Below are 13,999 nucleotides of genomic sequence, written 5' to 3'. Positions count from 1 at the left end.
CTAATTAATAAACGATATGAAACTGAAAAATTTACTATACGCAACCGTCGGCTCTGCCGTCCTTGCATTCAGCACAGCATCTTGTTCAGACTATCTCGACATATCAGGCGAATTCAACGCCAGCCTGGGAGTCGATCAGGTTTGGGACAATGCAACCTATACGCGAAACTGGTACGGAGTTATCTACCGCAATCTGATGGAATACTCCGAAACCGGTTCGGAAGTCAATGCTTTCAAAAACCCATGGTCCAACCTCTGCGGTGAAATCGCTTCGGAAAAGGCCAGCTCACGCGACGTCATGATGGCGGGCTTCACGGCTGCCAGCGGAAGCTATCACCGCTGGGCCACCTTCTACAAGGATATACGTCAGGCTATGATTTTCATTGAACGTGCCCACGACGGAGGTGTAGGCGACCCTACCAGCACCAACAAGCTGACAGCCGAAGAAATAGCCCGTATGAAGGATGAATGCCGATTCATGATCGCCTATTATTACTTCTCCATGTTCGAACTTTACGGCCCCGCCTGTATCGTGACGGAGATAGACGATGCTGCCGAACCGCACGTGACGGATTATGACCGTGCCACGGTGGACGAAATGGTGAACTACATTGACGGCATATTGGCCCCCCTCTGCGACCCCGCACAGTCCAAACTGCCCGAATCAGTCATCACGTCATACGCAGACGGTGCATACAATTTCAACACCAATGAAGTGGTACGCCCCACCATCGTAGTGGCCAAAGCACTGCGTGCCAAGTTGTGGATGTATGCCGCCTCCAAACTGTTCAACGGCGGAGACGGTTCCGAATACTACCAGGGATTGCAGAAACTGCAAAACTCCAAAGGCGAATACATCTTCCCGCAGAGCAAGGACCCGCAGAAATGGGTGACTGCCAGAGACCGCGTAAAGGACTTGATAGATTATGCCGAAGCACAACACCACGCCCTCTACCGCGTGATGGCAAACGGAGTGGAGCAACCCGACCGTTCGGTATACAACCTTTTCCAGGTGTATAATGAAGAAATCCTGTGGTGCAGTACCAACAACAGTTACTCTGACCAGTACAAGATGGAGAAACGTACCAACCCGCGTGATGTAAACTCATGCTATGGCACTATCGGCCCGTCTCAAGACGCTGTAGATATGTTCTTCATGGACAATGGACTCGATATCGATGATCCGAACAGTGGTTACGATGAAACCGGCTTCAGCGCTGTAGAAAACCGTTGCTATGACCCCGACTATAAAGATAAGAAGACGGATCAGAATATCTCCAATATGTACGCCAACCGTGAACCGCGTTTCTACGCAAGCGTGGTATACCAGGGAAGAAGCTGGTTCAAGAAATGGATGAATGGTAACCCTAACTACACCGTAGACTTCTCGGCAGGTGGCGGAAACGACCTCTCCAACGGTGACAACGTGAAAGGCGGATATATGCTGGGCAAATTCAAAAACCGTACTGTGAACCATGCCAGCGGTGATACACAGAGCTGGAAACGTGTTTCCATCATCTACCGTTTGGCCGAGTTCTACCTGTTCTATGCCGAAGCACTCAATGAAATAGATCCGGGCAATGCGGACATCATCAAGTATATCGACATAGTGCGTGAACGTGCAGGCATCCCAGGCTACCAGACCATGAACGATAACGGCATAAAGACCGGTGTAATCGGCAATTACGACAAACAGTTCGATGCCATCCAGCACGAACGCTACGTAGAACTCTATTGTGAAGGACAACGCTACTTCGACGTTCGCCGCTGGATGGTCTGCGGTGACGAAGGCAGAATAGGTTGCGACCAGACACGCTTCTACGGAATGAATATGAAGGGCTCGAAAGATAAAGCTCCGGGCGAACCTACCTCCTACTATACGCGTACGAAGCTGGAAAACCGCCAATGGACAGACAAGCTCTATCTCTATCCTATTCATCAGAATGTGATAGAACTGGCCGAAGGACGTATTCCGCAGAACTATGGTTGGTAAAGAAAAGACAGTTTTTTGATTGGTTTTCAAAGGATATAAGTAGAAAGATTGAATGAAGGTTTGGAGGCAGCAACTGGCATAACCGGCCTGGTTACTGCCTCCTTTCTTTCTCAGCTAACAAATCAACAATAAATATACCATGAGTAAAGAGAAAACATTTCCAGCCCGGAAACTCCGGATACTGATACCCATGATTCTGTTCCTGTCCCAGACAGTTTGCGCACAGCATGAAAGTAAAACAATCAACGACGGTTGGAAATTCCATAAAGGTGAGTGCGAGGCCGCAGCTTCTCCGGCTTACGATGATAGTGCGTGGAACAGCATACATCTCCCGCACACATGGAATACGGATGCATATACCGAAAAAAAGTATTACCAGGGAACAGGTTGGTATCGCCGTACACTGACGTTGCCGCAGCATTGGCAAGACAAACAGGTATTCCTAAAACTGGATGCGGCCAGCAAGGCCGCTGCCATCTACATCAACGGTAAAGAAGCAGGCGAACATAACGGCGGATATACCGCCTGCACATTCGATATCACTTCGCTCTGTTCGTTCAACTCTCCCAACTCTCTCGCTATCCGTGTAGACAACGCCCGGCAGGATATCCCCCCTATCTCCGCCGACTTTACATTCTTTGGCGGCATCTACCGGGATGTATGGCTCACGGCAGTATCCAAACAGCATTTCCATCTGACCAACCACGGCTCGGACGGGATATTCATCAGCACCCCGCAAGTGTCCGAAGAAAAAGGCACGATACTTATTCGCGGAGAGATAAAGAACGATGCAGAACAGAAAGCATCTCTTGAACTGGAGCATATCGTATACAATCCCGACGGAAGTATTGCCCAAACCCAGAAACAGTCTATCCAGATAAAAGGTGGAGAATTATACTCTTTTCATACCGAAACCGCCCCTATCCTGTCCCCCCGATTATGGACACCCGAGACACCTCATCTCTACAGGGTAGAAAGCATTCTGCGCGATAAAAAAACAAAAGCCATCCTCGACCGCAGTAATCATCATACAGGTTTCCGCTGGTTTGGCTTCGATGGCAAGACAGGCTTCTCCCTCAATGGAAAGCCTTATAAATTACGCGGCATTTGCCGCCACCAGGACCAAAAGCCCATCGGAGTCGCACTGACGGACGAGATGCACCGCCGCGACATGATGCTGATGAAAGAGATGGGCGCCAACTTTATCCGCATCTCCCATTATCCGCAAGATGATGCCCTGTTGGAAATGTGTGACAAACTCGGCATGCTGGCCTGGGAAGAAATACCCATCATCGACATCGTGCCCGACACTCCGGGTTACGCAGAAAACTGCGAAAGCAATCTGCGGGAAATGATACGCCAGCACTATAACCACCCCTCCATCATCACCTGGGGATATATGAATGAGATATTACTCGTCACCCAGCGCCGCTATAAAAAAGAAGAAGAACTGAAACCCGTGCTGGAACGGACACTGGCACTCGCCAATCGTCTGGAGAAAGTCTTGAAAGAAGAAGACTCCACTCGTGTCAGCACTATGGCCTTTCACGGCAGCAACAGTTACAACGAGGTAGGATTGGGCAATATTACCGATATTGTCGGCTGGAACCTGTATCAAGGCTGGTATGGAGGCAACCTTACAGGCTTCGAACGCTTCCTGGCAGAACAACACAAAAAGTTTCCTTCGCACCCCATGATTGTCAGCGAATACGGCGCAGGTTCTGACAAGCGCATACATTCGCTACAACCGAACGCTTTCGATTTCAGCATCGAGTATCAGCAAAAGTACCTGGAGCATTACCTGCCCGTACTGGAAGAAACGCCTTACGTCTGTGGCGGAACGCACTGGAACTTTATCGATTTCTCCTCCGCCCTGCGTGATGAATCTATGCCGCGCATCAACAACAAAGGACTGGTATATTCGGATCGTACCCCAAAAGACGTGTACTATTACTACAAGGCAGCCTGGCGAGAAGACATTCCCGTGTTGCACATCGCCAGCCGCGACTGGATTCACCGCACCGGCATACAGCAGGGAGAAGCCCCGGTAATGCTGCCGGTCAAAGTATATACCAACCTTCCGGAAGTGGAACTTTTCATTGACGGCAAGTCTCTGGGCAAGCAAAAGACTGAGAATTATACCGTTATATTTGAAGTACCGTTCAGCCGGAAAGAACACTTCATTTCCGCCAAAGCTGAAAGCAAAGAAGCTGCCCGTAATCTCCGTACCATTGAAGACGGCATCCACCTCAGCTTCACCCCTGCCCCTGCGAATCTGAATGAAACAAACTTACGGAATCTGGAGCTTGCCGTCAACGTAGGCAGCAATTGCTTCTATACTTCCGATGAAAGCCGGCTCACATGGCTACCCGATCAGCCCTACACTGAAAACAGTTGGGGATATATTGGCGGAGAAAGCAAAAGTAGTCAGACACAGGTTGAGAATACCAATGACGGACCGTTGTTCCAAACCCTTCGCAATGACATTGAAGGCTATTGTTTCGATGTTCCCAACGGAGTTTACGAGATAGAATTTCTTTTTACAGATATATTCCGGGAGAATGCAGCCACCGCCTACCAGTTAGGACGGAATTCCGATGTAGAAAGCCGCGAGAACTGCTTCAGCATAATCGTTAATGATGAAACTGTAGAAGAAGACTTTTCTCCTTGCCGGGAGAGCGGTTACTTCCATGCTTTGCGGAAAAGATACAATATTACAAACTTTCGGAATAAAATTGAAATACGCTTCCCTGTTCGGAATGGAAAAAGCTTTCTGAACGGTATAAAACTCAGAAAACTTTATTAACTTCAAAACAAAAACGCCATGAGAGCTAAAATCTGCTTAATTATCACCAGTCTGATGCTTGCGGCAAGCAGCATACATGCACAGTCCATCTGGGACAAGGCACACCTGGAGAGAGTAAAACAATCATTACATCAACCGTACTTTTCGGCTGCTTATCAGGAACTGATAACGGATGCTGAAAGAACGCTTGACGCACAGCCCTTGTCCGTCATGATGAAAGAGAAGACACCCGGCAGCGGAGACAAGCATGACTACATGAGTCAGGCACGCTATTTCTGGCCCGACCCGACCAAACCGGACGGACTGCCCTACATCAGCCGTGACGGTGAATCGAACCCGGAACTGAACAAGCTGGACCGTAACCGCCTCGGGGCAACCGCCCAACGTGTCACCACCCTTGCCCTTGCCTGGTACTTCAGCGGTGACGAGAAGTATGCCCAAAAAGCTACGGAACTGATACGCGTATGGTTCTTTAATAAGGATACGCGCATGAATCCCAACCTGGAATATGCCCAGATGATACCGGGACACAACAACAATAAAGGGCGTTGCTATGGGGTCATCGATACCTATTCCTTCGTCGAGATGCTGGATGCCGTGCAATTGCTGGAGGGGTCAAAGGCCTTCACCCCGAAAGATTCCAAGCAACTGAAAGCATGGTTCGGCAAGTTGCTGACTTGGATACTGAACAGTCCGCAGGGACAGGAAGAAGCACGCCAAGCCAATAACCACAGTACGGCGCACGACGCACAAGTCATCGCTTTCGCCTTGTACGCAGGAAATACGAAAGTAGCGCAGGAAGTCATCAATGCCATTCCCCAGAAGCGCATCTTCACCCAGATAGAACCGGACGGAAAGCAACCGCACGAACTGCGTCGCACCCTTGCCTTCGGTTACTCACAGTTCAACCTGTCTCACTTCATCGACATCTTCATGATGGCACGGAAGATCGGAATCTCCATTGACAACGCCACCTCGGCAGACGGGCGCAACTTCTACAAAGCTATGGACTTCCTGGTTCCCTACGTGGGAAAAGAAGTGAAAGACTGGCCTTACCGTCAAATCAGCGAGTGGGAACATAAACAGCAGGAGTTCTGCAAAGATTTATACCGCACCAGCTTGTTCAACCCTGCACGGAAAGACTACCTGGAACTCTATAAAGCCCACCGCATCATCAACTGGAAAGACCGCTTCAACCTGCTATGGGTAGAAGCCGACGATGTGGACAACGCCTATGCTTTCGCCTGCGGACAACTCCAGTTTGCCCTGAAGTGCGCCGATAAAGCCAGAAAAGAAGGGGACAACCAGTGCAAGCACCGCGTCACACCGCGCAGCCTCAACAAAGACGGCTCACTGAGGATGATACATCCCCACGACTGGTGTTCAGGCTTCTTCCCCGGTTCACTGTGGCAGATGTATGCCTACACGAACGATGACTTCTGGCGTCAGCAAGCCATCAGCAACACCTGGATGATAGAAGAAGCCAAATGGCACAAAGGCACCCACGACCTCGGTTTCATGATGAACAACAGCTTCGGCAAAGCCTATCAGCTGACCGGCGAACGTTCCTACAAAGATGTAGTGCTGCAAAGCGCCCGGACGCTGATAACCCGCTACAACAAGAAGGTAAAGAGCATCCGTTCGTGGGACCACAACCGCGACAAGTGGAAGTTCCCCGTCATCATCGACAATCTGATGAACCTGGAGATGCTGTTCTGGGCCACCCAGGAGACCGGCGACTCCATCTACTGGAAGATTGCCGTCAACCACACCAATACAACAATGAAGAACCATTTCCGCCCGGATTACTCTTCTTTCCATGTAGTGGACTATGATCCCGAAACCGGCGAAGTCCGTGCCCGGCAAACCGCGCAAGGCTATGCCGACGACTCTTTCTGGAGCCGCGGACAGGCATGGGGGCTTTACGGATACACCATGTGTTACCGCTTCACCAAGAACCCCGCCTACCTGCAACAGGCGCGCCACATCGCCGACTTCTTTTTCGGCCTGCCCAACCTGCCCGAAGACTTAATCCCTTATTGGGATATGAAAGCTCCCGGCATCCCCAACGTTCCCCGTGACGCTTCTGCCGGTGCCATCATGGCATCAGCCTTGTATGAACTCCGTGGCTACGTTTCGGCAGAAGACGGCAAACGTTATCAGGACATCGCCGACAAGATAGTGGACAGCCTCAACCAGCATTACCGTGCCGAACCTGAAACAACCTACGGCTTCCTCCTGCTCCACTCCACCGGACACCATCCGGGAGGGGACGAAATAGATGTCCCAATCAACTATGCCGACTATTATTATCTGGAAGCATTGGCAAGAAAAGCTGCTCTTGGGCAGTAATTAATAGTTGAAACAGATTCATAACGGTGCAGAAATGAAACAAATGATAAATGAGATTTTAGACACGGATTACACGGATTACACTGTTGTTTTTATATACTGCAACAGTGTAATCCGTGTAATCCGTGTCTAAATATATTCATAACCGCACAAAAAGGAGTTAATTTCAACTCCTAATTCGCATAATTAGTACTTTTTGAGACAGTAGTTCATCTTTTTGAGACGTTTTGTATGGTAAGCGAACTACTTTTCCACTATTTTTGTAGCACAGAGATTTAGAATCATTTTATAAAAGAAAAAGACATGAAAAACTTATTCGACATTAAAGACAAAGTGATTATCGTGACCGGCGGTTGCGGTATCTTAGGAAAGAGTATCGCCAATTACCTCGCCGAACAAGGTGCCAAAATCGTTATCCTGGACCGCGTGGAGGAAATCGGTAAAGAACTGGAAGCCGAACTCAGCCAGAAGACGGAAGCCCTGTTCCTGATGACGGACGTGCTGAACAAAGAAGTGCTGGAAGAGAACAAGAAAGCCATACTGGAACGCTTCGGAACCATCGACGTGCTGCTGAACGCCGCTGGCGGAAACATGGCCGGCGCCACTATCGCCCCGGATAAGACCATCCTCGACCTGGAAGTGGACGCTTTCAGAAAGGTAGTGGACCTGAACCTCTTCGGCACGGTGCTGCCCACAATGGCATTCGTAGACGTAATGGCTAAGAATAAGAAAGGTGTTATCGTAAACTTCTGCTCCGAATCCGCCCTGCGTCCGCTGACCCGCGTGGTAGGTTACGGCTCTGCCAAAGCTGCCATTGCCAACTACACCCGCTATATGGCAACGGAACTGGCCACCAAATTCAGCCCCGAACTTCGCGTAAACGCCATCGTTCCGGGCTTCCTGCTGACGAACCAGAACCGTGCGTTGCTGACCAACCCGGACGGCTCATATACCGACCGCGCAAAGACCATCATCGCCCACACTCCGTGCGGACGTTTCGCCGAACCGGAAGAGCTGTTCGGAACCATCCACTACCTCATCAGCGATGCTTCCAGCTTCGTGACAGGTGCCCTGTCGGTAGTAGACGGCGGTTTTGACGCTTTCTCCATCTAAGCCGATTCATATTTAATAATTGATAATTAATAATTCAAGTATGGTATTATGCGAACAAACCTGGCGCTGGTATGGTCCTAATGACCCGGTCAGCCTGTGGGACATCAAGCAAGCCGGAGCAACCGGCATCGTGAACGCCCTGCACCACATCCCCAACGGCGAGGTGTGGACGGTAGAAGAAATCATGAAACGTAAGGAAATGATTGAAGCTGTCGGCCTGCGCTGGTCGGTAGTGGAAAGCGTGCCTGTGCACGAACATATCAAGACCCAAACGGGAGATTTCCAGAAATACATCGATAACTATAAGGAAAGCCTGCGCAACCTCGGTAAGTGCGGCGTAAACATCGTGACGTACAACTTCATGCCTGTACTGGACTGGACGCGTACCGACCTTGCCTACGAACTGCCCGACGGCAGCCGTGCCCTGCGCTTTGAACGTGCCGCTTTCGTTGCTTTCGACCTCTTCCTATTGAAACGCCCCGGTGCCGAGAACGACTACACCGACGAGGAGAAAGCCAAGGCAAAAGCCCGCTTCGAGCAAATGACGGAAGCCGACAAGCAACTGCTTGTCCGCAACATGATTGCCGGCCTTCCCGGTTCGGAAGAGAGTTTCACCCTGGAACAATTCCAGCAGGAACTGGACCGCTACAAGGACATCACTCCGGAGAAGCTGCGTGCCAACCTGATTTACTTCCTGCAGGAAATCGCCCCGGTTGCCGATGAAGCCGGCGTAGAGTTGGTCATCCACCCGGACGATCCTCCCTGCTCCATCCTCGGTCTGCCGCGCATCATGAGCAGCGCCGCCGATTTCCAGGCTTTGATTGACGCTGTTCCCAACAAGAGCAACGGCCTTTGCCTCTGCACCGGTTCACTCGGTGTAAGCAGCGCCAACGACTGTGCCGCCATCATGCAGCAATTTGCCGACCGCATCAACTTCGTTCACCTGCGCAGCACGCAACGCGACGCAGAAGGCAACTTCTACGAAGCCAACCACCTGGAAGGTGACGTAGATATGTATCACGTCATGAAGGCTTTCCTCGAACTGCAACAACGTCGCGGAGTATCTATCCCCATGCGTCCCGACCACGGGCATCAGATGGTGGATGACCTAAAGAAGAAAACCAATCCGGGATATTCCTGCATCGGCCGCCTGCGCGGACTGGCAGAATTGCGCGGACTGGAAATGGGCATCGCAAAGTCTATCTTTTAAGAAGCCTCTTTATAATTAATACGGGCTACAAGGCACTTATCACTCGTGCCTGTAGCCCGTAACTTATTATAAACCATTTTATCAGTGAATTTACCGATAAATTAAAAGAAAAGTCGTTTCATGGACATGATGTGACACTTTGCTTTTTATGCATAACGAGAATGCGATAGTTCCGTCCCGGTGCAGGGAAGGACGAAAAGAAACGAACGGAAACCAGCATCTTGCTGATTGAAAGAAGAATACATAAATAAGGACAAGTCTAATAAAAGAAAAACAGACGGTCTGTCAGTTGAAAACAGATGGTTCGTCTCCCGTATATAGACCGTTTGTCTCCCATATGTAGACCGTTCGCATCAGATATATAGATCGTTCGCGTCCCATCTATAGATTGTTCACGTCAGATATATAGTTCCTTGGTGAAAGAAGCATAGATTCTTGCATACGCATTGTATATACTGCCTCTTTTATGCAGAAAGCATGGATTTATATTCCATAAATTATGCAACCGGACTCTATTTCGGAGATTTCCGGAAAAGCCCTTGTCATTAAAAGAATCATTCCGGTTACTTTTTGTTAGGAACAAAGCGTAATACCTGACTTTCATTTCTGCACGAATCAGAGCTTAAAAAGAATGCGAAGCTCCCAAAGGAACTCCGCACTCACGAGATGAAAAAGGATTGAGAAAAAAACAGGGTATATATTGGTTAGATGAGGAATTACCTATTATGACTCTTTTCGGAATAGTCGGCACAGGAAAGACCAAGCAGATGTTTTCTTGCCTTTTATCGCTCTATTATGATTCAGTATCTTTTCGTTTAATGAAAGGATTCTATGGGTAAGGTCCGCCATATTCTCAAATTCAGCCTGCAGCTTGGCCTCCCTCTGAGAACGCTGGTAGTTCTCCTCCAGCAGATCATCATAGGCTTTTGTTAAGCGTGCATTTTCCTTATAAAGCCAGTCCAAATGCTCTTTCGGAACCCGTTCGACAGTTGCGTCATCTTCCGGGTAAGACTTCGTTGAATTAAACTCAAGGGATTTTTCAAGATCCTCCGCATCCACCATCGGGTCGGAGTCCTCATAGGGGTCTTTATCCAGAGATGAACATCTCAGATAACCGAGCCTTATCCATTCGTGGATTTGCTCTTCGGATATGCCGTATTTCTCAGCGGCCAAACTTACAGAAAGCCAATTAGCCATATAGAGTGTTTGATTAATAAGTTTCAAATCAACCCTATACGGCTATAACTGGTTATTACAAGAGGTACGGGGCATTACGTCTTCCCCTAGAGAAGGTATGTGGGTACCCCTAGCAAAAGGAAGAGTAAGCCCGTACCAAGAACTGATACAGGCTACGCTCATCCGATTGCCAGATAAAACTCCCACATTTTTCTCTAACCGGAAGAGGACATATATGTATACGCAATACTATATGTCACTTGTTCACCTGCAAAGATACGTTTTTTTCATATTCAATAACAAAATACTTCTATGTTTTTTACTTTCAGCTTAAAAAAACATCAAATTAAGTCGCTGCAACTCCTCCTTACAAAGAGAGCTGCATATCTTTCGTCGAGCACTCTCCACGATACCGGCAAGGTATAGGTGAAGTTCACCTTCCCCCCCGTGTGAATCATCATAACCGGGGAGTATTCTCCCGGCTCCAATTCAGGCAGGATTACCAACACCTCTGTGTCGGTATACTTAAACACTCTTTTTACATGTATCAATGTGCCCTTATCGGAGACGGGAGAAAGACCCAGGTATATGGTTCCGAGTGAAGATAAGCACAGATTCTCACCCGTGATGACAACAGGAGCGTTTGCAGTAATGGTGCCGTCGCGCATGCCCGTCAGCGGATCGTATACACTACTGATAACAGGAACTTTCTTCCCGAAAAGCATCGGAACTTCATTCTTATCCTGCTTCTTATGGTGTAACTCTGCCACTATTTTCTTCTTATCTTTCATCATATCAATATCTTTCAATTAGTTAGTAAATGCAGGTTTCACCACAGAGGACACAGAGGTCACGGAGGTTAGATTATCCCAGAATCAGAAGCATAAACCTCTGTGAACTCTGTGTCCTCTGTGGTGGATTAAACTGCTTCACAAAATTACATCACAACGCATACACTTCCGTGCCAGTAATAAGAAATGTAGAACAATCCGGCTTTCTATATATGACTGCCTAAGGTTCATCAAACACAATTTTCGGAAATACGCCTTCCGAAAAAAAGAAATGTTACGATTTTCGAAACAAGTAGCCCTCCAAAAGTGTTAAATAGACAATAGACAAACCTCTAACTCAGACAGAAGATTATGATAACAAACGAGTTAAATACAGGATTAGTTAATGCCGTCAGAGAGAAACTCCCATCCAAAGAAAATCTTGCCAATACTTTAATGGACATTCTTTATATAGGCAAAGAAGCTATCTACCGCCGGCTCCGCGGTGAAGTACCTTTCACGCTGGCCGAAGCAGCCGTTATATCCCGTAAACTGGGTATATCGCTGGATAAGATGATAGGCGTGAGCTTCCAGAACAATGCCGTATTCGACATGAATATAGTGGATGGCAGCCAGCCGTTCGAAACTTACTACTCCATCCTGGAAAAGCAGGTGGAACTGTTCCGGAAAGTGAAAGAAGAAGAGAACTCGGAGATCGGGACTTCATCCAACATCATTCCGCTCACCCTCTCATTGAACTATAATATGCTCTCCAAATTCCGGCTGTTCAAGTGGATGTATCAGAATCAAAACATCAAGTGCAGGCACTTTGAAGAAATGGAAATCCCGCAGCAGATAGTGGATAAGCAAAAGGAGTATGCCAGTGCGGTAGCCCATATCCGTTCCGTAGATTACATCTGGGATAATATGATTTTCAGCCATCTGGTCAATGACATCCAGTACTTCTGCGACGTACACCTCATATCCGATGAAGACAAGAACCTCCTTAAGGAGGAACTGCTCTTGGTGGTGGACGACCTGGAAGAACTGGCCACCCGCGGGAAGAGCAAGACGGGCAACGACGTCAAAATCTATATTTCGAATATCAACTTCGAGGCTACTTACAGTTATCTGGAGACGGACACCATACAGCTCAGCCTGATCCGGATATACTCCATCAATTCCATCACTACACAGGATAGCGAAATGTTCCGCGGGCTGAAGGAGTGGATCCAGTCGTTGAAGAAGTTCTCTACGCTGATATCGGAAAGCGGTGAGATGCAACGCATTCAATTCTTTAAACAACAGCGAGAAATTATCGGTACATTGTAACCACTCTTTCCGTATAATGCAATTGTTCACGCATTTATTCTCTAATATCGGAAACAGATAGAACTCCTATCTGTTTTTTTTCATCATTCAACCATCCACTATCCTATTCTTTTCAAATAGAAAAGACGCGCGTTTTCTTCACATGATTTCAATCACAAAAGTTCCATTAACAAGCTCTATATTTGTATATGTCACAAATTCGACCTATGACATTTGATTATTAACAAAAAAGAAGAGGCTATGGCAAAGAATTACATTGTAAAAGAGTTGATTAATGAAATGAAGGAGAGGATTCCCCAAGGGCAGAACTTAGCCAATTATCTGACAGATACGTTATATATGGGGAAAGAAGCCGTCTACCGCAGATTGCGGGGGGAAGTCGCATTTACCTTTGATGAAATAGCCGTAATTTCTCATAACCTGGGTATCTCCATCGACCAGATTATCGGAAATCATCTATCGAACCGGGTCACTTTCGACCTGAACCTATTGCATTCGCCCAACCTGTATGAAAGTTACCATGAAATCGTTGAGCGCTATCTGCGAATCTTCAGTTCGATGAAAGAGGATGGCAACGCCGAGGTATATTCGGCTACCAATACCGTTCCCTTTACCCTCTACTCATCTTATGAGTACTTGTCCAAGTTCCGCCTGTGCCGGTGGATTTATCAGAACGGAAAGGTGAAGACTCCCAATTCCCTGAGCGATATGCATGTGCCCGATAAAATAATTACCGCTCACAAAAAATTAAGCGAGGGACTGAAAAGACCCAGAAAGACTTTCTTTATATGGGACAGTAACATCTTCCAATCTTTCGTGAAGGAGATAAAGTATTTTGCAGGGCTGAATTTGATATCCACCTCGGACGTGATGTATATGAAAAATGAGTTGCAGCAGTTGCTCATCGACCTGGAGCACTTGTCAGTGAAAGGGGAATATAGTGAAGGGCATGAGCTGTTCATCTATTTGTCGAACATCGATTTTGAAGCGACCTATACGTATGTGAGCAACCGGGATTTCCAAATCAGCCTTTTCAGGGTGTATTCCATCAATTCGATGGATTCGCAAAGCCCGCAGATTTGCCAGCTGCAGAAGAACTGGATTCAATCGCTGAAAAGACACTCGACACTGATTTCGGGAAGTGGAGAGGCGCAGAGGATTGCGTTTCTGGAGAAACAGAGGAGCATTATTGAGATGCTTTAGGAAGGTACTGTAACGGAAAAGGTTATAAAGGAATGAGCTGTATC

Annotated in this window: 9 protein-coding genes; 7 read left to right on the top strand and 2 right to left on the bottom strand. The window is 47.9% G+C overall.

Annotated elements, in window-relative coordinates:
* The first annotated feature begins 16 nt into the window (after positions 1 to 16).
* The 5 genes from BUC01_RS06130 (at position 17) to uxuA (ending at position 9,474) form a co-directional block, all read left to right on the top strand.
* A complete protein-coding gene (locus BUC01_RS06130; RefSeq protein ID WP_025831232.1) occupies positions 17 to 1,993 on the top strand; it encodes a RagB/SusD family nutrient uptake outer membrane protein in 1,977 nt (658 codons plus the stop codon).
* Positions 1,994 to 2,132: 139 nt separating this feature from the next.
* Positions 2,133 to 4,799, top strand: a complete 2,667-nt coding sequence (locus tag BUC01_RS06125) for a glycoside hydrolase family 2 TIM barrel-domain containing protein (RefSeq protein WP_073313050.1) — start codon at positions 2,133 to 2,135, stop codon at positions 4,797 to 4,799.
* An 18-nt stretch (positions 4,800 to 4,817) separates the two neighbouring features.
* Positions 4,818 to 7,151 (top strand): alginate lyase family protein, encoded by a 2,334-nt coding sequence (locus tag BUC01_RS06120; RefSeq protein ID WP_073313049.1) that lies wholly within the window; start codon positions 4,818 to 4,820, stop codon positions 7,149 to 7,151.
* Positions 7,152 to 7,454: 303 nt separating this feature from the next.
* The gene (locus BUC01_RS06115) at positions 7,455 to 8,264 is read left to right on the top strand and encodes an SDR family oxidoreductase (protein WP_025831231.1); all 810 of its coding nucleotides are present in this window, start codon (positions 7,455 to 7,457) and stop codon (positions 8,262 to 8,264) included.
* A 40-nt stretch (positions 8,265 to 8,304) separates the two neighbouring features.
* Positions 8,305 to 9,474, top strand: a complete 1,170-nt coding sequence (gene uxuA, locus BUC01_RS06110) for a mannonate dehydratase (protein ID WP_025831230.1) — start codon at positions 8,305 to 8,307, stop codon at positions 9,472 to 9,474.
* Between the two features lie 723 nt (positions 9,475 to 10,197).
* Here the strand turns inward: uxuA and BUC01_RS06105 are convergent.
* Positions 10,198 to 10,671: a hypothetical protein gene (locus BUC01_RS06105; RefSeq protein ID WP_025831229.1), complete on the bottom strand. Its 474-nt coding sequence runs from the start codon at positions 10,669 to 10,671 to the stop codon at positions 10,198 to 10,200.
* Between the two features lie 320 nt (positions 10,672 to 10,991).
* The gene (locus BUC01_RS06100) at positions 10,992 to 11,444 is read right to left on the bottom strand and encodes a DUF4469 domain-containing protein (RefSeq protein ID WP_073313086.1); all 453 of its coding nucleotides are present in this window, start codon (positions 11,442 to 11,444) and stop codon (positions 10,992 to 10,994) included.
* Between the two features lie 348 nt (positions 11,445 to 11,792).
* Between BUC01_RS06100 and BUC01_RS06095 the strand changes: the two genes are divergently transcribed.
* Entirely contained in the window at positions 11,793 to 12,752 is a 960-nt protein-coding gene (locus BUC01_RS06095; RefSeq protein WP_025831228.1) for a hypothetical protein, read from the top strand.
* Between the two features lie 240 nt (positions 12,753 to 12,992).
* Positions 12,993 to 13,955, top strand: coding sequence for a hypothetical protein (locus tag BUC01_RS06090; protein WP_073313085.1), 963 nt, complete (start codon positions 12,993 to 12,995; stop codon positions 13,953 to 13,955).
* The last annotated feature ends 44 nt before the right edge of the window (positions 13,956 to 13,999 follow it).

This window comes from Bacteroides stercorirosoris (assembly GCF_900142015.1).
Taxonomy (GTDB): domain Bacteria; phylum Bacteroidota; class Bacteroidia; order Bacteroidales; family Bacteroidaceae; genus Bacteroides; species Bacteroides stercorirosoris.
The sequence above is the reverse complement of the archived record's forward strand: the minus strand, read 5'-3'. Positions and strand labels throughout refer to the sequence as shown.

What these genes read in the sequence shown, in the direction of transcription:
- BUC01_RS06105 (WP_025831229.1), bottom strand. Translation starts at nt 10,671, where the DNA reads ATGGCTAATTGGCTTTCTGTAAGTTTGGCCGCTGAGAAATACGGCATA.
- BUC01_RS06125 (WP_073313050.1), top strand. Translation starts at nt 2,133, where the DNA reads ATGAGTAAAGAGAAAACATTTCCAGCCCGGAAACTCCGGATACTGATA.
- BUC01_RS06130 (WP_025831232.1), top strand. Translation starts at nt 17, where the DNA reads ATGAAACTGAAAAATTTACTATACGCAACCGTCGGCTCTGCCGTCCTT.
- BUC01_RS06100 (WP_073313086.1), bottom strand. Translation starts at nt 11,444, where the DNA reads ATGATGAAAGATAAGAAGAAAATAGTGGCAGAGTTACACCATAAGAAG.
- BUC01_RS06095 (WP_025831228.1), top strand. Translation starts at nt 11,793, where the DNA reads ATGATAACAAACGAGTTAAATACAGGATTAGTTAATGCCGTCAGAGAG.
- BUC01_RS06115 (WP_025831231.1), top strand. Translation starts at nt 7,455, where the DNA reads ATGAAAAACTTATTCGACATTAAAGACAAAGTGATTATCGTGACCGGC.
- BUC01_RS06120 (WP_073313049.1), top strand. Translation starts at nt 4,818, where the DNA reads ATGAGAGCTAAAATCTGCTTAATTATCACCAGTCTGATGCTTGCGGCA.
- uxuA (WP_025831230.1), top strand. Translation starts at nt 8,305, where the DNA reads ATGGTATTATGCGAACAAACCTGGCGCTGGTATGGTCCTAATGACCCG.
- BUC01_RS06090 (WP_073313085.1), top strand. Translation starts at nt 12,993, where the DNA reads ATGGCAAAGAATTACATTGTAAAAGAGTTGATTAATGAAATGAAGGAG.